We start from the raw sequence: 23134 nt of genomic DNA on the forward strand, positions 1-23134 counted from the left end.
AGTCGACATTGTTGTAGTCCTCAGTGCTGTCGAAATGGGGATGGTTTGAATTGAGGAGGCTGCTGCGACCCTATAGCAGGAGGATACATCCCTTTACATTGAAGCTGTTGTGGTTCCTGTACCTGCGGCAAGATCTGCGTTGGAGTCTGTTCCAATTGCGAGCGAGAGGAGCGGCGGCGGCGAACGATACGCCACACGATCCATCCAAACAGGGTCAGAGCTACCAGAATCAGAATGAGCGTGCCGAGAGGGCCAATATAGGTATCAACCAGTTCGTAATTGTCTCCCAGGAGACGGCCAACATAGGCCAGCGCAGCAACCCAGAGTGCCGAGCCAACAGTTGTGTAGAGTGTGAAGGGAAGCATATTCATTGAAGCCATCCCAGCGGGAATGGAGATCAATGAGCGAATGCCCGGCACAAAGCGGCAGAAAAAGACTACAGCGTTGCCATGTTTCTCAAACCATCGTATGGCTCGGTGAATATCTTTCCCTGAAACGCCCAACCATTTGCCGTAACGATCAGCCCAACCAATCAGGCGCACGCCTCCTACCAACTTCCCGATAGAGTAGAGCACGATAGCGCCTAGTACGGAGCCAAGCGTTGCCGCAACACAGACCCAGAGAAAAGAATATTCTCCTCGTACCGTACTAAAACCTGCTAATGGCACAATCAATTCGGAAGGAATGGGCGGGAAGATACATTCGAGAAACATTAAGATAGCAACACCTGTATATCCTAAAGCCTCCATAAGCTGATGAATCATACTTTCGATCCAGACAGACATTGAATATCATCCTCTCTTCTTTTCTTTTTACGCAAGACAAGGGTTCTCGTGGAAGACAAAACTAGCATACGCTGTGTTTGTGGCAGAAATTTGTGGTGGAGATGGTGTTTCTGTGTCATTTCTCGCGCGAGAAAATGTCCATGTGACATGGTTTTGACACACATATGTGTTACTATCGAGGCAGAGACAAAAAAGGAGGGTGACGCGTTCTCCCCTCAACCCATCTGAGGTATCTGCGTCACAAAAACTATGAACAGGAAAATGTCGCAGGGTACAGATAAAAATAGCAGATCCTCTTTTGCAGAGTTGGGCAGGCAAACCCTGCGCACGTTTACACAGCGACAGACGTACCTCAAACAGCTCTATCTCATCGTTTCAGTCCCGCTCGGACTCTGTTTCAGCGGGATGCTGATCCTGGGGATACTTGGAGGCATCGGGCTATTATCGTTAGGAATCGGAATTCCTCTGGTTTACTTCACAGTCATCAATTGGGGGGGATGGCAATTCTGGAGTGTGCATTGATGCTCTTCATTGGGATTCCTCTGCTTTATCTGACGATCATCACATGGTGGGGGATGGCAGTCTTTGAGGGTGTCTTGGTTCGCCACTGGCTCCAGATAGATATTCCTGTGTTGCCTTCATCATTGTTGAAAATAACAGCGAGACGTCCTGGCCTTCGTGTGCATCTCAGCCAGGGGATTACCTGGAAAACCCTGATCTATCTGCTGGCAAAGGGGCCATTCAGTCTGTGCGTCGGGATGCTGTGGCCTACTAGTATCTTTTGCAGTGGGGTGATTGGAATTCTGATTCTCAGTGTATGCCTGCTCGCATTTCCTCTGTTTGCCCTATGGGGAGTCTTCGCTTTGCTTGCTCATCAAAGCGAAAGAATATTCATATTTTCCCGACTCCTGTTCCAAGGGAGCATTGCGCTGATCCTCCTACCTTTCAACTTGCTCGATGGGATGGCTGATCTCTGGGGGCATTTTGCGCGGCTCATGCTTACCATTGATGAGCGTGAGCGCGCATTAATGGAGGCACGCGAAACCATCAAGCGTGAGCGTGCTCGTGCGGACCGCGCTGAGCAACAGCGCCGTGATTTAATTGCCAATCTTTCTCACGATTTACGTACCCCAGTCGCCAATATTCGGGGTCATGCAGAGGCTCTTCTACAACTGGCAAACGAGACGACGTCCCCCAGTACAGTCCCAGAACACCAGCAAGCCTATCTGACGATTATTCATCGTGAGGCAATACGCCTGGGAACACTGTTTGATGAACTGCTAGCCCTTGCCCGGGAGGAGGCGCATGAACTCCATCTCTCTATGACGGCAGTTCGCCTTCAGGAAGTCATTGAGGAAGTCTATCAAACTCTCAAACCGCTTGCATACAGCGAACGTCGTATCACAGTAGGCAAGACCATCGCACCAGGACTACCAGCGGTACAAGCGGATCGTCAGAGAGTGCAGCAGGTTTTGCTCAATCTAGTGCGTAATGCTATTACGTATACTCCTCATGGTGGGCTTGTCGCGATTACGCTGCAACAGGCAGACCAGGATCATCTCGTACTAGCAGTCGCTGATACAGGTATGGGCATTGCGCCCGCTCATCAAGCACACATCTTTGAGCGCTTCTATCGACCAGAAGATGTTCCAACAGGTGGCGGAGTTGGATTGGGATTAGCGATTGTGCGCGAGTTGATTGAAGCCATGGGAGGCTCGGTGGCTGTGGAGAGTTCTGTTGGTGAAGGAAGTTGTTTCAGCGTCAGGCTGCCAATCGCCTGAGCGCATAATTGCCAGTACTATCAGTTTTCAGACATCTACATCCTATGATAAGATCACACTGTGAGTGACTTTTCGCAGTCACAGCGAAAGCAATAGGTAGAGAGGTAACAAGAGAAAAGATTCTGTGGCACATATTTTGCTTATTGAAGATGAGATTGATCTCAGTAATTTGATTAGGGCTGAACTAGTAGCAGATGGACATCAGGTGATACAAGCGTTTGACGGATTGCTTGGTGCGCAGTACGCAGAGGAGCAGCCTTTTGACTTGGTGATTTTGGATTGGATGCTGCCTGGACTGGATGGCCTGGCGGTCTGCCGACGTATCAGACAACGTCATCTCGTCCCGATTGTCATGCTCACCGCTCGGACTGAGCTAGTTGATCGCGTATTAGGTTTGGAAGTTGGAGCCGATGACTATATCGGCAAGCCCTTTAGTATGCAAGAACTCCGCGTCAGAATCTATGCTATTCTTCGCCGTGTCGCTTTTGAACGCCAAAATACACTCTCTTCTGCCCCTAAGACAAACGAGGAAACAACGCAGCGTTCTCTCACCCCACTACCGCATCTAGAAACAACGCCACCACTCGTCCATGGCTCTCTCTCTATTTACCCAGATATACGTGTTGTGAAGCTCTATAACCGGGAAATTGAGCTGACGCGCAAAGAGTATGATCTGCTCTTGCTTCTTGCTTCCTATCCTGGCCGACCATTTGGTCGTGAGTTCTTGTTAGAACAGATTTGGGGCGATAGTTACGAGGGCCTGGATCGCGTGGTTGATACCCAGATCAAACGCCTACGGAAGAAACTGGGTCCTTATGGCGAAAAAATTGCCACTGTGTGGGGCATCGGGTATCGTTTCCAGAACTCATCTCAGCCATGATGGTACAATCCACAAGCTTATCAACTGATCTTCGATTGCCTTCTCCACGACCTCAAAAATCACCCTTCAGACGGCACAGCATGAGCGCGTGCCATATCTGCTCACCTTTCCTAAGAAACAACTGCCGCGACGATCCCTCATGCTTGCCACTTCCAGACCATCCTTGATGGTAATAAGCCAACAAGCATGACGCTTTTTCTTCTGTCCCATACAAGCGCATCAATTTGCAAGTATATTTCGCTTAATGTCTATAGGAAGTATCTTCTAAACCATTGTCATACAACTTTCTATAAAGCTTGCTCATGATAGGCTTCAAGCCAGAGCGAGACATGGTCCTGGGTCCAGAGAAGCCAATCATTGTCGGGAGAGTGACGCTCGATCACCCGGATCACCTCTTCCCCAGTCCCAGGATGCTGGGAGACACAGAGCTTGATCCTCCGGTGGTCAATCTGCTCCGCAAGCTGATAGGCCAGCGATTGCATCTGCGGGGAGAGGTGCGTCAGTGAGTCCCAAGATTCATCTTCATGCTTATTTTGCGAAGCCAGCCAGGCGAGATAGGCATGTAGTTCCCCCTCTTCCGTAGACTCATCCTTAAGAGGGTGGCCTGCAAGCGCACACTCAAGCACCTGGCTGCGATACTGTTCATACTCCTGGGGCGTGAAGAGCATCCCATCGAGATCCACAAAGAGCAGCCCATGCGCTAGCATGCCTGCGCTTGCGCCCTTTGTCCAGAAGCGCTGTCGTCTCAGAACATCCAGACACGCCCCATTGAGCACGAGCTCATGGGGAAGCGGACGAACATACCCTCTCTCCTCTGCGCTCTGCTGACTGGCTGCCATCTCCAGCAACTCATAGTTAAAGCCGTACTCAATGACCCAGCGTTCCCAGGCAAAGATGTCAGCTGAAGGCTCTTCTCCCTGCTCGCCATAGGCATAGTAGCGTTTCAAGACCCAGCCTGCATTGAGCCGGGAGGGCATGTACCCAGGATCAGGGAGCCATGTGCATACCAGCGCATCGACGGCGGCCAGATGCAAGATCTCAAGGTGTTCATGAAGCCGCTTGAGATGCACTCCCGTTTTCTCGTTGCTCTGGCTAAAGCGTTGGGAGCAATCCTGGGCAATCTCGCGTAGGGAGGTTGGTGGCAGGTCGCGCAAGATGTCCCCAATTTCCGCGAGTCTTTGGTGCAATAGAGAGTGCGACGTTGGAACATCTTCCCGCACACGGCTAGCCTCATGCGGCATAGCATGGTCAGCCCTATCATCTCCCTGTATTGTTTCTGTGAAGCCACTCCCTCTTTTTGGTACTACTTATGCATCTCCTAAATCTTTCCTGCGGCATCGGATATAGAGATACATCGATGAAATGATATTCGTAGGGAAGCATGCATAATGATCCAACGCAACCGCATCCAGTACCACCGTCGCTACCACCTCATCAATATTATCGACCAAAGCCTCCGTTCCCATCCCCGCCTGGGATGGGGCCACCATATAGGCCACTCAAACCAAAGAGGAAACCATTCACAAAACTTGAAAAAACGCCATTGGCCTTGCAGTCATCGTCTGGGTCGGTTTTCTGTGCTTAGTGTTTGTGGCTGTGACATCTCCTCAGGCTCCAGCGACCTCGTCTGCTGTCACTCAGGCAACCAAGGCAATCCAAGCAACACCCACGAAAGCGACACCTACGCCTACCCCTTCACCCACTCCCAGTCCGACACCAACACCCAAACCGTCGCCGACCCCAAAGCCAAAACCAACAGAGCCACCACCTCCACCACAGCCAACAGAACCGCCTGCCATCGTTGGGGTGAACAGCAATCCTTACGACTACAATTTTGAGCCAGGGGCGTTCATTTATAGACCTGCTCCTGGATTCTGTACCTATTTCGCGTGTAACGCCTCATTCTGGAGTGGGAAAGGGTAGGTGATGGAATGTGCGGACACGACCTATGGGAAGTCTGGAGGGCTACGAGGAAGTTGCTCTCATCATGGAGGAAACTGGAGACCACTTTATTCACATTAAATGTTATAACCTTATGAAAAGTCTTAAAATGTTCCATGATGTAGTTTCTACAAAACAAAGAGAATTCGGTGGTGGCTAAAAAGAGAATGATAAGGTAGCATAAGAACATTATGAATGAGAGGGGGACTATGATAACGATCACGATTTTCTATCCGCATAATGCAAGTAATAGACTTACGTGCATGGGTCAGCCTCCAAAGAGATGCAGAGTATCACAGCGGGATCTATCAAAAGCAAAGTCGAGAAGATCCAGCTCCATCTCTCGACCGTGAGGAACAACGAGGAGATGCTTGAACCAACCCAACACGGACAGGTTGTCATCTCTGGACAATCCAGAACAGGATCAGCCCATCGAAATAGAAGAGCAGGATGGGCTGATCGCGAGGGTCCCCTTAATCCCACCAGAAAGGCCAATACGAAGCGTGAAGGAGCCAGGATGCCAGAGCTTCGACGTTTCCTTGACATTGGGTATCAACAATAAACTCAGGACAGTATTCAATGTGCTCTAGGGCCAGGACAAGTGCCTCTGCTCGATTTTTCGGTGGATGGGCAACGAATGCAAACCAATCGCAGTGAGACATACTCACGAGCTCCAGTCCGTACTTCTGAGACCAGTGTTTCATGACGCTGATGTGGATACTTGCTCGTGGACACTCATTAAAATCGCCAAATTGTAAGAACGCGGGAACTTCCCAACAGTTGATGGTAGGAAACAAGGCGAGCTGGACCTTGGCTGTTGCTTGTAACTCCTCCAGAAACCCTTCCAAAGGATCCTGTATCCAAGGTTCTTCCTCGTCTTCGCCTCCTTCCTGTGCCAACCTGCTTCGTTCTTGTGCAGCTGCGAGAAGTGCTCGCTCTACATCTCCCTCTTTTACCCACTCGGTGATATCAATGGTCTGGCTCTCCTCTAAGAGAGAATGCATTGAGGAACCATACTAATCGAGATAAATGTCGACGCCGCCCAAAATCACGGGCCAGTACTCTGTTCGCGTGACAAGGCTACGCAAGCGCTGCCAGCAGGAAAATGCCGCTGTGCCCTCACACGTGAGCACATAGCTCTTTTCTTGGGCCGTGGGGAAGAGTATCTCCAATGAGCCACCCTCAATCTGATGCTGTTTCAAGAGAGTACTGAGGCGTTCCATCTTTCCTCCTCATACGAGATTTTTTCTTCTATTTCTTTGCATCCTTATGGAAGCCGGAAATGAGGGACTTGCCTTCCATGGGTCGTTCCTGTTCGTATTTCGCTCCACTTGACCACAAGCCGAGGAGGAGTTTACAGAAGACGACGAACTAGCTCAAGATTATATCGATGGAGAAAAAGATTCAGACAAGCCTCATGCATTACCAAGGATTTGGAGAAAGAGAGCGTTTTGCGAACAAAGCGAGCCAGGCGCTATCGAAGTGTGTTATTCCACCGTTCCACATGGGCCGTTTCACCAGCTTCTTTGCCAGTCGCAGTGTGCTGATCTTCTGGGATCACCGCTTGATAGACCGCCCAAAAATCGGTGAAGCAGCGGCCTTTACGATACGGGAGTGGGATGGCTTTCCACAAGCAACGGCAGGTCTGTTCACTTCGATCTCCTACAGCATACGCCACGACTTGTCGTGTCTTACGACACAACGCAATCCAAATCCAGGCTTGGCGTGTCTTTTTTAGCACAAAAGACCAAAGCTCATCCGACTCCAGTACGGTTGCATCCATATCGTTGGCATCAGGCTTGATCAGTGTTTCGCTCAACGCTGGCAGCTTGACGGCTTTTTTTTATCCAGGCGATCACCGTGTTACGTGAAACCCCAAAGGTTCGTTCCAGGCCTCGTAAGCTGCTACGTTCTTCGTAGGCGTGCAGAATCTCTTCTCGACGGTTTTCTGGATACGCATGTGGTGTCGGATTCTCTCTGCTTTGTCTTTGGCAACCACGGCAGAGATATTTCTGTTTCCCATTAGGAGATCAGCCATTACGCACCAGTGCGTCACTTCCACAATGAGGACAATGAACAATGACGGTGATCATGGAATCTTTAACCTCATGTATGTATGATGCCCTTATGCTACCACATCATTCCCTTTTTCACCACTACCGAGAATTCGTTATTGATAGTAATGGAATGAACCTAACCAGGATATGAAATAGCGTGGTGTGGTTCGTGCTCCGTAAAACAAGGCGCTCGATAATCGCATACCTGATATTGAGAAGATAGACATTTCACTTCGAGTAAGCCTCAAGCAACTCTTGAGAGCTTGAGGCTTACTCGAAATGGTGTGAGGTGGCTCATGCCAGAGATGCGGATCAAGCGATGCCACATCTCTGGCTCGCGAGATGCTACCTGCCATTTCCTTCGACATGTGTGTAGCCATAATCTGAGAGAACAATGCGAAACAAGGATTTGAAGACCGTACATATCCTTTTGAGCGAGGAGTACAAGCAAATGCCTCTAGGAGCCTTGAAACACATTCAGATGAGCGCTGTGTTTCCTCTTGCGAACGAATCGCTGTATGTCGATGTTGATATTGGGAAGCATTCGCATATCGCAGACTTTGCTTATCAGACTCTGCTCCAGCATCATACACAATTTGAAAGCTGCCCTGTTCTTGCTTTCGACCAATCGCGCGAGAGCTTTCGTTCTCTCGTGCCTCTTGCTCAAGTCTCTGTCATGGTCGAAAAAACTGGCCACTATCACAAGGCTCTGGTCTAATACCTTTGGGAGTTGGATGGCTCCGTGTATGTGATCCATGTTCAGGAGCGACCTACAGGGATGCTGAAAACGGATAAGCGTGACGCGCTCGGCTTGGCCAACACCTTGTACTACCAGCTTGAATTGGGGGCACAAGGACAGATCAAACCCAACTGGTTCGACGTGCCGTTCCCCCGATAGTGGCTGCATCGCTCTTGCGTGGATTGATGTGCCATCGATACGAACTGAGTCGTGAAGCAATTCAACGCAAGAACAAGCTGATGTCCATCTGCGATGAGGTCTTCCCCGAATTTACACGTATCTGTAAGGACCCTTGCCTGCCTTCGACACTTTCCCTGTGCGAATGCTTTCCGATGCATATGTTTGAAATCAAGGTTCTGCCTGTCTATCACAAAGAGTTTCACGCTTAAAAAGCGACAGCATCGCCTCTGCCACTTGGGTCAAACAGAGCTACCTTGGCAAATTCACAGCAAGTCAGGAAACACGCCGCTTATCAACGGTGAAGAAGTCGCGCGCCTGGGGAGCCATTGCAACGCAACACAGGACAGAATCATCAAAATCATGAGAATCTGAACAAAGACAGCGTAAATCCGCTGATTGGGAGCCAGGATTGCCGGGACATCCGTCGGCGAGAGCCATTCGTAGCATATTTCCAGAACTACAAGGCCAGCTACAACGCTGCTTGCTATGCGTACCCAGTTCTTGCCTGTGCGAATCAGGAAGGCAAGGCAGGCTGTGCAGGTGCCAAAGAAGATGTGTGCCCCTACGACGATCACCTGGATCGAGTACACAGAACCGTCGATCTCACGCTGCGAAAAACCAGGGTTCAGCGTTTTGACAGCGTTGACAACATCATTGCGATTGAGGAGAAAGAGTGTGAGGACACCCACGCTGATAAGCGTATACAGGAGGTAGCCTCCGGTCCCCAGATTAATCTCCAGCGGCACCCGATTGCGTGCTCCCCCATCATCAGGAAGCGCATTTGCTGTCTGTGCTTGCTCCGTTTCAGGGCGCTTCTTCCCTCTCATTTGCCATCCTTGAATGATTAGGATCACGTTCAGACCAAACAGCAGCATTGCATTAGACGGATGCAATGCTGCCAGAAACGGAACGCTTCTGGTGAAGCCAGCCAGCGCCACCTGGAGCAGTGTCAGCACGAAAAGCACCGCGCTCCAGATGGTCATTTTGCCAGGCAATCGCGCCAGCAATGCCGCTAGTGGCAACAGCAGCGTGAGCAGCAACAGCAGCAGTCCCAGAGCACTATGTGTTGTTCGTCCCCAGATCGTGCCTGCAAATAGCGACGTTCCAATGAGAAAGCCTTCTATTAAGATGCCCAGTAAGATCAGTCCAGCCAGCATCAGATAGAAAAGGAGCATTCGGGAGTGAGTCATAGGTGAATTACCTTCCTTTCGTCGAAGACGTGTTCTCGGTCGACTTCTTCGCGGGCACCCTACGCAGAGGGTGCCGAGCCTGTCAGCGGAGTAGTGTCGAGGTATCTGACTTCATAGACGCGCTCGGCGAACTTCCAGCCGTCCTCGGTGCGCCGGTAGCGGTCGTGGTACACGCCATAGTTCAACTGCGAGCCGCCCTCGCGCAGGTGCCCGAGCTCACAGATGTATGCACGACCGAGAGCAGTGTCGCCCTCAAGCTGGATTGTGCCTGGGTGCGTGGTTTGCACGAAGTAGTCCCAGAGATCCTGCAGCCGCTCGACTCCGGCGCGGATCTCCTCCCGGCTGACGGCTTCGGCGTTGATGTGGAGGATCCGCACCACGCCATCCTCGGTGAACAGCGCCGCGAGGCGGCCGTAGTCGCGCATCATCCCTGCGTCGGTGAACTCGCCACGCAGCGCCTCTATCTCGAAGCGATCAATAATGCTCTGAAAGTTGCTCATGAGTTTCCTCTTTTCTGCTGCTACCGTATAAATTTTGTGATATGTATAATGGATAATTGTGCCTCAGGTAATGCATTGTTTGGAGATAACGTGGTGTTCTCTGTTGCAAAAAGGAGCCAGGCATGCCACATTCCAGGCCAAATCTCCTGTTTGACCTCGACTCCAGTTTTGTGTAATCGATCTGCCATCAGCACCGTATCTCTCTTCGCTAACTCTTCCGTCCCAGCCAACAGGAAGCTTGGTGGCAAGCCATGTGCGTCCACGTAGAGCAGCGAGACCAGCAGATGATGGGGATCTCACCGTGCCATGATTGGTATAGGACGCATATGCTTTTGAAACCTTGTCTCTCAGCAGCGGATCAGGCTCGGCTGTTGTCAGATCGCCTGCTGGCGAGATGGCGACCAGAGCTGCTGGTAGCGCCTCATGGCTCTCGCGTAATGCCAGGGCTGTGGTGAGCGTCAGATTTCCACCAGCCGATTTTCCTGCGATAATGATCTGTGAGGTGGCGAATCCCTGCGTGCGCAGCCACTCGTATGCTGTCATACATTCCTGCAGGCCAGCAGGGAAAGGATATTCAGGTGCCAGGCGGTATTGTGGCATGAGGACATATACTCCGGTCTGTTGAGAGAGTTGCGCGGTAAGGGAAAAAAGCACCTCACGCGCAACATCTATGAAGTGCCCCCAGGCAGGTAGTGGATGATCTTGTTCTTGGTGGCTCCTCTGGCATATACGAAATGTGCTGGGACTCCGTCTGCATTGACGCGTTCAAAAGAGACTGCGAATGGGAAGGAGAGCCGCTGAGGGTCGACTGTTTTTAATTGCAATGATTGGCCATAACATGAGTCAAGGATGTCAGATCGGTTTGAACCATAGTATAGTGCCTGGAAGTGACAGGAAGATGAACATGCTCTTCTTTTTTGTCATCGTTCTGTCATTGTTGTTGATAACTGAAAAGGGGACCACATGTCGTGTTCTTCTAGGAAAGTCATAATCTGAAAGGAGGTAGGTGGTGTTGTCCCGTTTGGAGAGAAGGGCTAAAGTGAAAGAAGAAGACCCTTCAAGGTGGTCATATCCCGCTTTGGAAGAAAGCCCAAAGAGCAAGGCTAGATCAGACGATGTTCAAACTCCCATGGGCTCAGGTATCCAAGCGTTGAGTGCCGTCGTACTCGGTTGTAATATCCCTCGATGTACTCGAAGATGACTTGCCGAGCTTGCTGACGGCTCTGTAAATGAATGCGATAGACACACTCTTTTTTGAGCGTGGAAAAAAAGCTTTCCATCGCAGCATTATCGTAGCAATTGGCCACTCGGCTCATACTGACCTGGATGCCTAACTGTTCCAAGAGCCCCAGGTAGGCCTGGCTGGTATACTCAGATCCCTGATCGGAGTGATGCAGCAGATTCTTCTGGGGAGTCCGGCGAGCGAGAGCCATGCGCAAAGCGGCTTCGACCAGCGTTTCATCATAGGTGCTCGCCATCGACCAGCCAACAATCATGCGTGAGCACAAATCGAGCACCACCGCCAGATAGAGCCAGCCTTCCGCAGTCCAAATGCTGGTGATGTCCACGACCCACTTGCAATTGGGGTCACTCGCCCCAAACTCGCGATTGAGCAGATTTTGGGCCACCTGCGCGCCTGGCTGGCGTTGCGTTGTGTGGATATGGTGAGGCTGAAGACACACCCGCAACCCAAGCGCTTGCATGAGGCGTACGACGCGTTTGCGCGCGCAGTGCACGCCCAGGTCCCGTAATTCGGCATGCACTCGTGGGCTGCCATAGAGGCCACGATGAGTCTGGAAGATCTGCGTAATCAGTTCGCACAGGTAGCCATCTTCCGAGCATGCTCACTCAGTGGGCGCGTTCGCCAAGCGTAGTAGCCACTCACCGAGACCTCAAGCACATGACACATACGTTGGATGGGGTACTCATGGGCATGCTCCGCAATAAACTGGAATCTTACAGGCGCGGGCGCGAGAAGATGGCGATAGCTTTTCCTCTGAACCAGCTGCGCCCAAGGCAAAAAAAGTCCCCCTGTGCCCGCATCAGGTGCGAGGAGAGCGAGAGAAGAAGCTAGGCGACGTGTTGCGGTGTCAGGTCAACGTGGTACCCAAGCCGCTCTAGCTGCTTGACCAATCGCCGTTGTTTCTCGTGTTGGTCTCGTTGGGTAAAGTAGTCTTCCCCTTTCTCTTCATAGGGCTGCCCCGTAGTGAGCATCTGGTAGTAGATCAGCAGAATACTGTGTCCCACCGCCACTGCCGCATGTTTGCGTCCTCGTCCCTTGCTCATCCGCCGAAATTGAGCTCCCAGGTACGTTTTGGTCTTTCCGGCAGCGTGACCTGCTTGCACCAGGATGGTTTTGGCATGTCGATTCCCTTTGCGCGTCCGTCCACTCATCCGCTTGCCTCCACTTTCATGCTGCCCAGGGCAGATGCCCACCCAAGAGGCGAGATGAGCCGCATCTGGGAAGGTCCCCAGGTCCCATCCGATCTCGGCAAAGAGCGTTTCCAACACGCGTTGACTGACCCCAGTGATCGCATCGAGTCGTTCCATCGTCTCCTTCTGAGGGGCAAGGCGCTCTTCGATTTCCCGATCCAGCCGTGCGATACTGCGCTCAAGGTGCTCGACCATCATGAGGAGTTCCCCCAACAAGAAGCAGTGATGGGCTCGCATGCAGCCTTGCAAGGCAGGAACCAAGGCATCCCGTTTGTGGGGCGCTCGTCGCAACGCCAGATCTGCTAACACTTCCGGCCTGATCTCCCCGGCGGCCAGGGCATGCAGAATGTCACGTCCTGTTTTGCACAACATGTCCGCGAAGATGGAACTCAACTTGATGTTGGTTTCCTCCAGCAATTTGTGGATACGGTTCACATGACGCGTTCGCTCTTGCTTGAGATTGCTGCGATAGCGGGTCAGATCGCGCAAGTCGCGCTGGGGTTGAGGTGGAATGAAGGAGGCTTTGAGGAGGCCATGTTGCAACAAATCAGCAATCCATTGGGCATCTTTGGTGTCGGTTTTGCGACCAGGGACTGCCGCGCATGTGCTGGGCATTGACCAACACGATCTCGAAGAGCCCCTCCATCAGGTTGAAAATTGGCTTCCAATAGACCCCCGTGGACTCGAGGGCCACATGCGTGCAGTGGGCAGCTTGGAGCCAATCAACCAAGCGGAGGAGATCAGGGGTGAGCGTGGAGAAGCGTTGAAGCTCTTTGTGCTGCTTGCCATCCTCGGTATACCAGATCAGACACGCAACCACGAAGCGCTTGTGAACATCAAGACCGCAACAACATTGGTAAAGCACATGCATGGCAACCACCCTCCTTGGTGAAACAGAGAGACGTTGGTGGGTGAAAGGTCACCAATGGGGTATCTGCACAGATGATACTTTCCTCTTCGTGCTTCCTCTCAAGGAGCGACATGCGGTGGTGCATTTCGATACCCAGGAACATCTTTTTAGCCAAGCTCAAGGCTTAACAAGCGTGAACTTCGTCCTGCGCGTTGGGACCCTTCCTTCCAAGTATACCTTGGTTCATCCGCGGTGGTGCTCCGAAGGAGCATGCCTCTTTTTAGAATATCACGCTCCTGTTGGACGACCTCTAACTCGTGCTTGAGGTGGCGGAGTTCCGCTTCTTCAGGACGTGGATGTCCACTCCCTGGAAAGGCCTGAGCTCCATGCTCTTCGTATTGGGTCCGCCATCGCCAAAGGCTGCTCTCTGAGATGCCAAGCTCACGAGCAAGTTGGGCCTGCTTTTTGCCACTTTCGTGCAGCAGTCGCACCGCCTCCTGCTTGAATTCTCGTGTATATGTGGGTTGATGCTCTGCCATTGTTGTCTCCTTGAAGGGTCTTCTTCTTTCACTTTAGCCCTTCTCTCCAAACGGGACAACACCATACAAGATTGTTTTTGAACATGAGAGACACCTCTCTTTTCTTCTTCACTTTCACTTTTTTCACTAAGTACAATCAAATAATCTTCTTGGTAATGCGGGTGTGCATTGAGGGTGGACCATGCCCAAAATGTTGCATGATTGTACTTAGGGAGGACGCAGGGCAAGCACTCAGGCTCATCGGCGATTTGGAAGAATATATTCCAGCTACATACCAGGGGCATTGGCGGGGTCATGTCCTTGCCTTGCGTGCGCAATGTATGCATCTGTTTCAGTTGCCACAGGCAGCGCGCAGGGAGGCAGAACAGAGTCGAGCTATCTTTGAGCACCAAGGGCATCTCATTGGTCTCCAAGACCTTGATGCCTGGTGGCACCATAAGGATGAAAAGTGAAAATATGTCTTAGGAGAACAAGCCGGGATCGGGGCTGCCCCTGAACGGAAAGAATCGTGGGCATCAGGGACGTGTGCCGTTGTCATACGACCTATTGGGCGTGTTTGAGAGAGAGATTGAGTTCGCTGAAGTGTCGCTTCAATCTTTTTCTCATCGTCGTAGACTGCTAGCATTTCCTCTTCTGTCAACGCAACAACTTCCATGAAATGTTTGAGATGATCACGTACTTGAATAAGATGAGCTTGTTCTCTCGGGACGAAAAAGGAGCACTTAACGCACGCCATACGGTAGAAACATGAAGCCCACTCGGGATTGCTACAGAGTCCATGCTCGCCGAGCACGTAATAAACTTTAATATCTCCATTAGCGTCCGCTTTCGTATCTATCAGCACCTCAATAAGGTGACTGTTCCGTTCGGCTCTTGTGTATGCCACTGCTCAGAGTGGGGGATCTTAGCAGCAGTTGCTTGTTCTGCTGCGTTATAGCTACCAGCATTTGACTCCTCATCCACGTGCAATGCCTCATGGCGCTTTTGCTATGCTCTTTTCTATGGTTGAAGCTCTTCTATAATGGAGGTGTGAGCAACATCTCAGCGGTGCAAAGAGAGAAAGCTCACACAACATGTAGACGTGTAAGTATGAAAAAGAGAAGGAGAGTTTATCAATGTTAAAACACATGCGAAAAGTCAGTCTGTTCATGGCTTTGCTCACTCTCGTATTTGTGATCGGTCTGATCTGTCAGCCACAAAGTATTTCCCATGCCAGATCTCTTGCCGTATTGGATGGTTCACCTTCCCAGCAAGATATTACCGGCTCACCTTCCCAACAAGATATTACCGGCTCACCTTCCCAACAAGATATTACCGGCTCACCTTCCCAACAAGATATTACCGGCTCATCTTCTCAGCAGGACACGACTGGCTCACCTTCCCAACAAGATATTACCGGCTCATCTTCTCAGGAGAGTGTACCAACTCAAAGCACGCCTTAGCGCGCTGGTGGGCGAATCCTTGCCCACCTTTGAAGTTGTCAGATGTAAGTCTTACATCCTTTAAAAAAGGGAGTGGAAAGAAGCTCTCTTTGGAGAGAGTTTCACATGGCCACAGATAGATTATCTGTGGCTCTTTTTTTATCTCATTTTCCTCCCCACATTGACCGCTTCGATATGCCACCTGCTTCTTTTCATTAACAAGCATTGGTTGCTTTTCACAACGTTGCCATTGACAACAAAAATAAGGAGAAGATATACTTCCAATGCCAATCGTTGCTAATAGCAACAAAGAAGAACTGGGAAGAGCAATGGGAAACGAGAAACGAGAGAAGATGGCATCAATGCTCCCTTCAACGGGCAAATTGTTACGAGAAGTTGCCCGTTTACATGTACAGTTGCAGCGCAATTGCGTCGCCTACTGTGGTGGAACCACGAGCACTCAATGTACGGTGCTCACGGAACTAGGTCGCAGTAGCCCAGTGACCCTGGCAGAACTCAGTCGCCGCGTGGGCTTTGATAAGAGCTGGACAAGTCGTGCTGTGGAACAGCTGGTTCAGGAGGGACTGGTGGAAAAGGTTGCCAGTACTCAGGATCGACGCACGGTTCAGCTTTCTCTGTCTTCAACCGGTCAGACACGCCTAGCCGATCTCAATGGCACTCTCAATACTCTTGCCGAGCAGGCATTTAAGCATATTCCAGAGGAACAGCATGCAATGGTGCGCTCCTCCCTGGAACTGCTCCAGCAGGCGCTGCTCACTCTGAGTACAGAAGCCACAGCACAGATTGGAACAGTAGACGGAGGCTCGACATGTGGAGAAGACTAGCGACAATCGCAGATGCGGCGGCGATTGCGCATATCTATAACCAGGGAATAGAGGACCGTGTGGGGACCTTTGAGACGGAACTGCGCACGGAAGCAATGGTGGCATCCTGGTTTGATGGGTCTCATCCAATTGTGGTGGTGGAGCAAGAGCAGGACATCATTGCCTATGCCTCCACCTCTTCCTATCGCGCTCGCCCTTGTTATGCTGGAGTAGGGGAATTCTCGGTGTATGTTCGCCGTAACTGGCGTGGCAAAGGAGCAGGAAAAGAGGCAATGCAACACCTGCTCCAGGCATGCGAAGCGGCGGGCTTCTGGAAACTGATTTCTCGTGTGTTTGTTGAGAATACTGCTAGTCGTGGGCTCCTTCGGTCGCTGGGCTTTCGTGAAGTGGGCGTCTATGAGAAACATGGGCAGCTTGATGGCATCTGGCGTGATGTCGTCATTGTCGAATATCTCTTCCAAGCGAATCTCTCCGCTGCGTCTTTTGGCGCGTGATCGCGTCAGTAGAGAGAACAAGTGAAAAACACTGCAAAAAAATGCTTGAGAAAAACGAAGAAGGATAGAAAGAACCTATGTCGAATCAATCTGCGTTCTCTGATATATCATCTCCGCTTCCCGTGGCAATCATTGGGGCAGGACCTGTGGGGTTGGCTGCGGCTGCGCATCTGGTACGCAACGGAGAAACGCCTGTGGTATTTGAAGCGGGGGAAAGCGTTGGGGCTTCAATCCTACGTTGGGGGCATGTACGCTTCTTCTCTCCCTGGCGCTATATGCTCGATACGCAAGCCGTCTCTCTCCTCGAAGAGACTGACTGGCGCAAGCCTGATGGCGAAGACTACCCACTGGGACACGACCTCGTAGAGCAGTATCTCGTGCCGCTTGCCCAGGTTCCCACGCTTGCGCCACATCTGCACCTCAACACGCGTGTCCTTGCTGTCACACGCCTGGGTTATGACAAGATGAAGACCTCTGGACGTGAAGAGGCTCCGTTCGTCCTCCGTGTACAGCGTGCCAATGGAGACGAAGAAGATATTCTGGCTCGTGCCGTGATTGATGCCTCCGGGACGTATGAGCATCCAAATCCCCTCGGTGCATATGGTGTCCCTGCCCTAGGCGAGCGAACCTTCCACCAGCACATCTTCTATGGTATCCCTGATGTGCTGGGAAGAGATCGTAGCCGATACGCTGGTCGCCGGGTACTCGTCGTCGGCAGCGGACATTCCGCCTTCAATGCGCTTCTGGATCTGGCGGAACTAGCCTGCCAGGAACCAGGCACGCAATTCTTCTGGGCTATTCGCCGCAAGGAGGTCGGACAACTTTATGGTGGCGGTGAGAATGACGAGCTTGCCAAACGTGGACATCTTGGGGCACGCCTCCAGCATCTGGTCGAAAGCGGGCAGGTGCGTCTCCTCACCAATGTGTCCATTCAGAAGCTTGCTCAGACAGCAGAGGGAATACAGATCACTGGCTTCGAGGAGCTTCCAGCCGTTGATGAGATCATTGCAACCACCGGATTCCGCCCCGATCTCTCTCTTATCAATGAATTGCGGCTCACACTTGATCCGGCTGTGGAGAGCCCGGTCGCTCTGGCTTCTCTCATCGATCCCAATGTGCATAGCTGCGGTACCGTTCCCCCCCATGGAGTGGACGAGCTGACCCATCCCGAAGCCAATTTCTACATCGTCGGAATGAAGAGCTATGGCCGAGCCCCCACCTTCCTGATGCTCACCGGCTATGAGCAGGTGCGCTCGATTGTGGCTGCTCTCACCGGAGATTGGGAGAGCGCTCGCCGGGTTGAACTGGAATTACCTGAGACCGGCGTCTGCTCTGTCGATGGAGGATCATGCTGCTCACCCACTAACAACGAAGCCGAAAACGCCGGTTGCTGTGCTCCGTCGTCTCCCCGACCTGTTCAGGTGCCCGTCACACTCGGGGTCAGGCAATTTTCACGAAACCGCCTCCCTTTGACCACGCAAGGGAACTGCTGTGATTAGACGAGATAGTGGAGAAGAGGCCATTTCTCCGTCTTCAACGGGAGTGTCATCCTCGCACAGAGCGTCGAGAAACGCCAGGGACAATGCTTCCTGGCGTTTCTCTTACGGCTGGGTCCTAGTGAGCGTGCTGGGCCTGACAACCATCATCTCCTATGGAACCACACAATACCTCTTCGGGACGCTCATTGTCCCAGTAAACCAGACCTTCCACTGGAATCGAGCCAGCGTGTCGGGCGTCTATGCCATGAGTTTGCTGCTCTCCGGGCTGCTTGGGGTTCCCGTAGGGTATCTGGTGGATCGGTATGGAGCGCGCCTGCTGATGACACTGGGCTCGTTGCTGGGAGGAGTCACCCTCTTTGCATTGGCTTTCTCTCAGGCGTCATGGCAGTTTGCGGTCCTGTGGGCAGGAGGCATGGGAATCGCGATGGCATTGTTTCTCTATCCGGTAACCTTTACCGTCATCACCACATGGTTTGATCGTGGACGCGGCAAAGCCTTCGCGATCCTCACTTTTCTGGGTGGGTTAGCTTCTCCTATTTTCTTTCCTTTGGCCGGGGTACTTCTTCCCCTCATGGGCTGGCGCTCTCTGCTCATGCTCTTCGGAGGACTCCACCTGCTTATTGCGGTTCCTTTGCATGGTTTCCTCCTCCGACGCGCACCGAGAACTCAACAAGACACACGCCAAAAACGCCATGAGAAGAACCAGCTTCACCAGCTTGCCTCATCTGGCGTCCTTCATGAAGGCGTCACCGCTCGACAAGCCGTGGCACAACTTCCCTTCTGGACTCTCACAATCTCTTTCAGTATTGCCATGCTGGGGAATACTATTCTCTTCACCCACCAGATTGCCCACATGATCAATAGGGGCTATGATCCCGTACTTGCAGCCACACTGACCGGTGGATTGGGACTGGCAAGTCTGCCAGGACGGGTGGGACTCAATCTCCTCAGCGAACGTGTGTCCCCACGCCTCCTGCTTGGCCTCTGCCATGTCGTACAAGCGCTCGGAGTTGTGGTCTTGATTCTCGCTCCCTCGGTGCCCTGGTTACTGCTCTACGTGCTACTCTACGGGGCCGCCTTTGGAGCCATTTCTCCTCTCAAGGCGTCGGTGGTGGCTGACTACTTTGGGAAGAAAGCCTATGGAACCATTACCGCCTTGCAAGGTCTTCCCATAGCGTTCGGCACAGCACTGGGACCGCTGGCGGCAGGATGGCTCTATGATCTATTTGGGCGCTACGACGTGGCTTTCTGGTGCTGTGTCGTGGGCTTTGTACTGGCAGGATGTGGCATTGTCGTGACACGTTCATCCTCATGGCACACCTCCTAAGAACTGACACTTTTCCAGAGACACGTCTGCAAAAGTGACAAATGGCTGTAATTGGAATGGGTGGACCTGCGCAAGGAAGCCAGATCCACCCATTCCCGAATCATCCTCCCCATCACACTCCTCTTAAGAGCGATTTCGTTCTCATGAGGAGGACCAGTATCACCAGAGCACTTGCCAGATGGCCCCAAGAAGCAGCGTCGCTGCGACACGCAATGCCTCTGGCTCCACCAGATCAAGTGCATCAGCCGGAGTATGGATCTTGGCGCATCCCACGCTCAGTCCAACGGCGGGAAACCCTGCCTGGAGAAAAGAGCGCTGATCTGAGGCAATAGTGCCCACCACCAGAGGGATATCGAGCCAGCGTCCTGCCTGGTCAAGCGCCTGCACCAGCGATTCTGTCCCCGTTCCAGGCTCGACCCAGACCGCTTCGTTGAGACACGCAGCCCCATCGAGATTGAGCATCAGAGGCGCTTTTCTCTGCTCTTTGAGATCGGATGCGAGGGCTCGCGATCCAAGAGCGCCGACTTCCTCCGCATCAAATGCGACTATCATCAGCGGTCGACGCGGTGGTGTCTCAAGCAGCGAGAGGACGCGTGCCAATTCCAGCATGACCGCGACCGCTGCCGCGTTGTCTGTTGCTCCTGGGAAGTGATGACCACCCAGATCATCGCCCAGGGCATCGTAATGGGCACCGATGACCAGGGGAGCATGAGCAAAATGATCATCGGTACCAGCGCATTCCGCAAGAACATTGACTCCCTGCACCTTCCGGGCAACGAGAGGTACATGTGCTCGTATCCGCATTCCAACTAGGGTAGACAGCAGATCAGTTCGTACTGACAGTATGGGAAGAGCCACCACAGGAGCAGACACGATCCGTTTGACAAGATAGCCCTCAGCTGTCGCATACAAGGGAGTGAGCAAGCCCAAGGCACCGTGCTCTGCCAACTGCGCAGCTAACACCGTCAGATCTTCTCCCTGTGGCACTACCTCAAGGAGCACCCACTTTCCCTGGCACACATTCAGCAGACCATCTTCAGGCAACGCAATGACCTGGCCTTCTTGAAGGCCAGGATGCGAGGCAGAACGAGGGTGCTCACAAAACTCTGTACGATGGGCAAAGACGCGCGCCACCGACTCCGCTAGAGTCATGTGTTCCAGCACGAGTGGCGCTTCAAGCTCAAGCACTGGAGTAGCAATGGGAAAGGCATGTGTGCGCGGCTTCCACCCGAACGCTTGCAGCGTTTCAAGCAGATAGCGCGTTGCCTGGTGATGCCCTTCTGTTCCCACACGTCGGCCCGTAAAAGCGGGAGCACACAAACGGCGTGTGTGCTCCATCATACGTGCTGGATCAAGAAGCGCCAGGGCCGCCACAAGTTCCGATGAGAGAGTATCAATGGCAGGCATTGAGCATCTCCTTTCTGTCTCGTGACGGTGTTAGCAGCATCGGACCTGCCCGCCAGAGGAGGTGGATGCTGACGCTTGAACAGGTTCACCGCAACACCCGCCCGTTCCCTTGCTCGCCACAGACGTCGTGGTTGGTTCACCACAGCATCCACTCGTAGCTCCGCTCGACATGGATGTACTGGTTGGCTCACTACAGCATCCACCTATGGCTGTAGAGGCAGTGGCTCCCTGCGTTGCGGGCTCCCCGCAACAGCCACTTGTGGCCTGATCAGTGGTGCCACAACAGTCACTTTGCTGGACCGGGAGTGCTGCACGAGTTGAAACATCTGGAAGTCCTTGAAGAAATCCCCCTTTGGGGCTGGTCTCTGATGAATGTGCCATACGACAGTGTTCCTTTGCTTGTTCTCATTATTGTCTCTCTCTTCACTGTGAAGCGAGACCCTCCCTTAGAGAGGTTCATCAATGGAGACGGCACGCTTTTCCAAAAGACGCAACAGTTGGAAGCACATCCATGTGGTGCGATTCTTGCCCCTGGGGGAGAGAGCAAAAGGAAGTGGCATCAGATATCGGGATAAGATAACCGGAGAATGTGTTCATGCTTCGCCATCAGAAATGGTTGCGTCTTTTTCTGATTCGCTTCGTCAACTGGTATAGAGTCATCACACAACACGTTGAAAGGAACAAAACCTATGTATCAAGAAGAACTGCTCGCCCAGTTTCGCCAACAAGACTATGAACAGGCGCGGCATCAGATCCACCAGTACCAGCAGGTGCTGGCAGGAAGGACCTCAAACCCATGGAAAAGGACATCCTCCACCATGGCCCACATTTCTGCGTTGCTTCGAGCGTTGTTGACCCCTGTCCAAGGTGTCCAGGAATGCGGCCTCGCCACTACCACAGCCCCCTGTTGTGCTTCATAATGGTACTGAGAGAACAAAACAAAGACCAAGAGAGGAGAGACAGATTTCATGCAAGGAACCACTGAGTCAGCCTGGTATGCACTCCATGAACCGCTGCATCACTTTATCCGTCAACGCGTCGCCACCGAGGAGCAAGCCGAGGACTTGCTCCAGGAGGTCTTTCTCAAGATTCACACCCAGATAGAGACCCTCCGCGAGCACAAAAAGCTGGAAAGTTGGATCTATCAGATTGCCCGTCACCTCATTATTGATCAATATCGGCAGAAACGACAGGAGATTCCTTTAGAGGACGCAGAGCCCTTGCTTCCTCTTGAGGATATCCCAGAAGAGGATATCCTTGCGGAACTCGCTCCTTCGGTGGCAGCCATGATCAACTGTTTGCCATCCCCTTATCGGGAGGCACTCTTCCTTACCGAGTATCAAGGCATGTCGCAAAAGGACCTGGCTGAGCGTCTGGGGATGTCTTTTTCGGGGGCAAAGTCACGGGTGCAACGTGCGCGTGAGAAGCTCAAGCAACTGTTACTGGACTGCTGCCATTTCGAGTTTGATCGTCTCGGTCGAGTCATCGATTACTACCCTCATTGTGCTTGTTGTCAAGGAGGTACAGATGGGTGCTGTGCTTCGGGTCAAACAGCTTGTGATACTCACGGGTTGCGCAACGAGGTTGTCTCACCAGGTAGTGGAAGTTGTAACTGACGCGCATCCGCGAGAAATGTGTCTCCTAAGAAACCTTGGTTGGAGGTCAGTGAGGGAAGAAGGAAAACGTCACGTGTGAAGTGTGCCCATTTCCACATTCGTTTGCCAGGTTTAGATCCTGGCTGGTCAGAGACGAAACACGCGAGAAGACAGATGCCCCAAAAATGTTACGACTGGTGCCATAGGGACGTGATGCATCATAGCTGGGGTGAACTGGAAGTGTGACAAGCACACAGAGAAGAAAGGAGCAAGGCTATGCCCACCTACATCGTCCTCACCAAATGGACGGATCAAGGAGCGAAGAACGCCAAGGACGCCGTCCAGCGTATGCACCAATTCCGTTCCGATTTGGAGCGTCGTGGATGCAAGTTACGCAGCTGCCACTGGACCCAGGGGCAGTATGATTCCATCACGATCGTTGAAACACCAGATGAGCAGACGGGGATGGCAGCTTTACTCGCCCTCGGGAGCCTTGGCAACGTTCACACCGAGACCCTTCGTGCGTATAACGAGACTGAAATGGAGGCCATTTTTCAGAAGATGTGAGGCATGACCACGCTTCCAGTTTCTCCCTCATATGCTCCTCAGCAGCTTGACATATGCCCGAAATGCGCGTCTCACAGGAAGGCAAATAACCCCTTGAGATGGCC

Annotated in this window: 25 protein-coding genes and 4 pseudogenes; 14 read left to right on the forward strand and 15 right to left on the reverse strand. The window is 52.3% G+C overall.

The genetic code is table 11. The annotated features are described in order from the left end of the window. Window positions 1-20: 20 nt before the first annotated feature. A complete protein-coding gene (locus K3T82_RS42685) occupies window positions 21-785 on the reverse strand; it encodes a DedA family protein (RefSeq protein WP_220199550.1) in 765 nt (254 codons plus the stop codon). A 261-nt stretch (window positions 786-1046) separates the two neighbouring features. Between K3T82_RS42685 and K3T82_RS42690 the strand changes: the two genes are divergently transcribed. From K3T82_RS42690 to K3T82_RS42700, 3 genes are all read left to right on the forward strand, one after another. Continuing rightward, window positions 1047-1307 (forward strand): hypothetical protein, encoded by a 261-nt coding sequence (locus K3T82_RS42690; protein ID WP_220199551.1) that lies wholly within the window; start codon window positions 1047-1049, stop codon window positions 1305-1307. After that, on the forward strand, window positions 1307-2566 hold the full coding sequence (locus tag K3T82_RS42695) for an ATP-binding protein (RefSeq protein WP_220199552.1): 1260 nt from the start codon (window positions 1307-1309) through the stop codon (window positions 2564-2566). The genes K3T82_RS42690 and K3T82_RS42695 overlap by 1 nt, the downstream gene beginning before the upstream one ends. A 124-nt stretch (window positions 2567-2690) precedes the next feature. After that, a complete protein-coding gene (locus tag K3T82_RS42700; RefSeq protein ID WP_220199553.1) occupies window positions 2691-3446 on the forward strand; it encodes a response regulator transcription factor in 756 nt (251 codons plus the stop codon). Window positions 3447-3733: 287 nt separating this feature from the next. Here K3T82_RS42700 and K3T82_RS42705 read toward each other — a convergent pair whose 3' ends face one another. Further along, on the reverse strand, window positions 3734-4687 hold the full coding sequence (locus K3T82_RS42705) for a hypothetical protein (RefSeq protein ID WP_220199554.1): 954 nt from the start codon (window positions 4685-4687) through the stop codon (window positions 3734-3736). Between the two features lie 355 nt (window positions 4688-5042). On the opposite strand from K3T82_RS42705, the gene K3T82_RS42710 reads away from it, so the two are divergent. Then, window positions 5043-5369 carry a hypothetical protein gene (locus tag K3T82_RS42710; RefSeq protein WP_220199555.1) on the forward strand — a complete coding sequence of 109 codons (327 nt, stop codon included), beginning with the start codon at window positions 5043-5045 and terminating at the stop codon, window positions 5367-5369. A gap of 491 nt (window positions 5370-5860) precedes the next feature. Here the strand turns inward: K3T82_RS42710 and K3T82_RS42715 are convergent, their stop codons facing one another. The 3 genes and pseudogenes from K3T82_RS42715 to K3T82_RS42725 form a co-directional block, all read right to left on the reverse strand. Continuing rightward, window positions 5861-6391, reverse strand: coding sequence for a DUF4253 domain-containing protein (locus K3T82_RS42715; protein WP_220199556.1), 531 nt, complete (start codon window positions 6389-6391; stop codon window positions 5861-5863). 12 nt (window positions 6392-6403) lie between these two features. Then, on the reverse strand, window positions 6404-6610 hold the full coding sequence (locus tag K3T82_RS42720; protein WP_220199557.1) for a hypothetical protein: 207 nt from the start codon (window positions 6608-6610) through the stop codon (window positions 6404-6406). 131 nt (window positions 6611-6741) lie between these two features. Further along, window positions 6742-7468 (reverse strand): annotated as a pseudogene (locus K3T82_RS42725) (IS1 family transposase). A 427-nt stretch (window positions 7469-7895) separates the two neighbouring features. Here K3T82_RS42725 and K3T82_RS42730 point away from each other — a divergent pair. Continuing rightward, complete coding sequence (locus tag K3T82_RS42730) at window positions 7896-8162, forward strand: hypothetical protein (RefSeq protein WP_220199558.1); 267 nt, start codon at window positions 7896-7898, stop codon at window positions 8160-8162. A gap of 464 nt (window positions 8163-8626) precedes the next feature. Here K3T82_RS42730 and K3T82_RS42735 read toward each other — a convergent pair whose 3' ends face one another. The 8 genes and pseudogenes from K3T82_RS42735 to K3T82_RS42765 all read right to left on the reverse strand — a co-directional run. Further along, complete coding sequence (locus tag K3T82_RS42735; RefSeq protein ID WP_220199559.1) at window positions 8627-9553, reverse strand: DUF6220 domain-containing protein; 927 nt, start codon at window positions 9551-9553, stop codon at window positions 8627-8629. 59 nt (window positions 9554-9612) lie between these two features. Continuing rightward, window positions 9613-10053, reverse strand: coding sequence for a nuclear transport factor 2 family protein (locus K3T82_RS42740; RefSeq protein WP_220199560.1), 441 nt, complete (start codon window positions 10051-10053; stop codon window positions 9613-9615). Window positions 10054-10073: 20 nt separating this feature from the next. After that, window positions 10074-10316 carry an alpha/beta hydrolase gene (locus K3T82_RS50635; RefSeq protein WP_420799409.1) on the reverse strand — a complete coding sequence of 81 codons (243 nt, stop codon included), beginning with the start codon at window positions 10314-10316 and terminating at the stop codon, window positions 10074-10076. Window positions 10317-10404: 88 nt separating this feature from the next. Then, window positions 10405-10707: pseudogene (locus K3T82_RS50640) on the reverse strand (alpha/beta hydrolase fold domain-containing protein); the annotation flags it as partial. Window positions 10708-11156: 449 nt separating this feature from the next. Then, a complete protein-coding gene (locus K3T82_RS42750) occupies window positions 11157-11876 on the reverse strand; it encodes an IS3 family transposase (RefSeq protein ID WP_220199612.1) in 720 nt (239 codons plus the stop codon). Next, on the reverse strand, window positions 11864-12073 hold the full coding sequence (locus tag K3T82_RS42755) for a hypothetical protein (RefSeq protein WP_220199562.1): 210 nt from the start codon (window positions 12071-12073) through the stop codon (window positions 11864-11866). The genes K3T82_RS42750 and K3T82_RS42755 overlap by 13 nt, the downstream gene beginning before the upstream one ends. A gap of 50 nt (window positions 12074-12123) precedes the next feature. Continuing rightward, a pseudogene (locus K3T82_RS42760) lies at window positions 12124-13357 on the reverse strand (IS110 family RNA-guided transposase). Window positions 13358-13611: 254 nt separating this feature from the next. Further along, window positions 13612-13875, reverse strand: a pseudogene (locus tag K3T82_RS42765) (transposase); the annotation flags it as partial. A 197-nt stretch (window positions 13876-14072) separates the two neighbouring features. Here K3T82_RS42765 and K3T82_RS42770 point away from each other — a divergent pair. From K3T82_RS42770 to K3T82_RS42795, 6 genes are all read left to right on the forward strand, one after another. Next, window positions 14073-14327, forward strand: a complete 255-nt coding sequence (locus K3T82_RS42770) for a hypothetical protein (RefSeq protein ID WP_220199564.1) — start codon at window positions 14073-14075, stop codon at window positions 14325-14327. A 663-nt stretch (window positions 14328-14990) separates the two neighbouring features. After that, window positions 14991-15317, forward strand: a complete 327-nt coding sequence (locus K3T82_RS42775) for a hypothetical protein (protein ID WP_220199565.1) — start codon at window positions 14991-14993, stop codon at window positions 15315-15317. 263 nt (window positions 15318-15580) lie between these two features. Then, window positions 15581-16141, forward strand: coding sequence for a MarR family winged helix-turn-helix transcriptional regulator (locus K3T82_RS42780; RefSeq protein ID WP_220199566.1), 561 nt, complete (start codon window positions 15581-15583; stop codon window positions 16139-16141). After that, on the forward strand, window positions 16126-16635 hold the full coding sequence (locus K3T82_RS42785; protein ID WP_220199567.1) for an arsinothricin resistance N-acetyltransferase ArsN1 family A: 510 nt from the start codon (window positions 16126-16128) through the stop codon (window positions 16633-16635). The genes K3T82_RS42780 and K3T82_RS42785 overlap by 16 nt, the downstream gene beginning before the upstream one ends. Before the next feature lie 77 nt (window positions 16636-16712). Continuing rightward, window positions 16713-18134: an NAD(P)-binding domain-containing protein gene (locus K3T82_RS42790; protein WP_220199568.1), complete on the forward strand. Its 1422-nt coding sequence runs from the start codon at window positions 16713-16715 to the stop codon at window positions 18132-18134. Continuing rightward, window positions 18127-19461, forward strand: a complete 1335-nt coding sequence (locus K3T82_RS42795; protein WP_220199569.1) for an MFS transporter — start codon at window positions 18127-18129, stop codon at window positions 19459-19461. Before K3T82_RS42790 ends, K3T82_RS42795 begins: the two co-directional genes overlap by 8 nt. 159 nt (window positions 19462-19620) lie before the next feature. On the opposite strand, the gene K3T82_RS42800 is transcribed toward K3T82_RS42795, so the two are convergent. Both K3T82_RS42800 and K3T82_RS42805 read right to left on the reverse strand, forming a co-directional pair. Then, window positions 19621-20868 (reverse strand): M28 family metallopeptidase, encoded by a 1248-nt coding sequence (locus K3T82_RS42800; RefSeq protein ID WP_220199570.1) that lies wholly within the window; start codon window positions 20866-20868, stop codon window positions 19621-19623. Window positions 20869-20898: 30 nt separating this feature from the next. Continuing rightward, complete coding sequence (locus K3T82_RS42805) at window positions 20899-21249, reverse strand: hypothetical protein (RefSeq protein ID WP_220199571.1); 351 nt, start codon at window positions 21247-21249, stop codon at window positions 20899-20901. Between the two features lie 308 nt (window positions 21250-21557). On the opposite strand from K3T82_RS42805, the gene K3T82_RS42810 reads away from it, so the two are divergent. From K3T82_RS42810 to K3T82_RS42820, 3 genes are all read left to right on the forward strand, one after another. Then, window positions 21558-21788, forward strand: coding sequence for a hypothetical protein (locus tag K3T82_RS42810; RefSeq protein ID WP_220199572.1), 231 nt, complete (start codon window positions 21558-21560; stop codon window positions 21786-21788). 48 nt (window positions 21789-21836) lie between these two features. Beyond that, entirely contained in the window at window positions 21837-22484 is a 648-nt protein-coding gene (gene sigZ, locus K3T82_RS42815; RefSeq protein WP_220199573.1) for an RNA polymerase sigma factor SigZ, read from the forward strand. 255 nt (window positions 22485-22739) lie between these two features. Then, window positions 22740-23030 (forward strand): GYD domain-containing protein, encoded by a 291-nt coding sequence (locus K3T82_RS42820; RefSeq protein ID WP_220199574.1) that lies wholly within the window; start codon window positions 22740-22742, stop codon window positions 23028-23030. Window positions 23031-23134: the final 104 nt, after the last annotated feature.

Origin of the sequence: Ktedonospora formicarum, assembly GCF_016587355.1 — a bacterium.
In the GTDB taxonomy this organism is placed as follows: domain Bacteria; phylum Chloroflexota; class Ktedonobacteria; order Ktedonobacterales; family Ktedonobacteraceae; genus Ktedonobacter; species Ktedonobacter formicarum.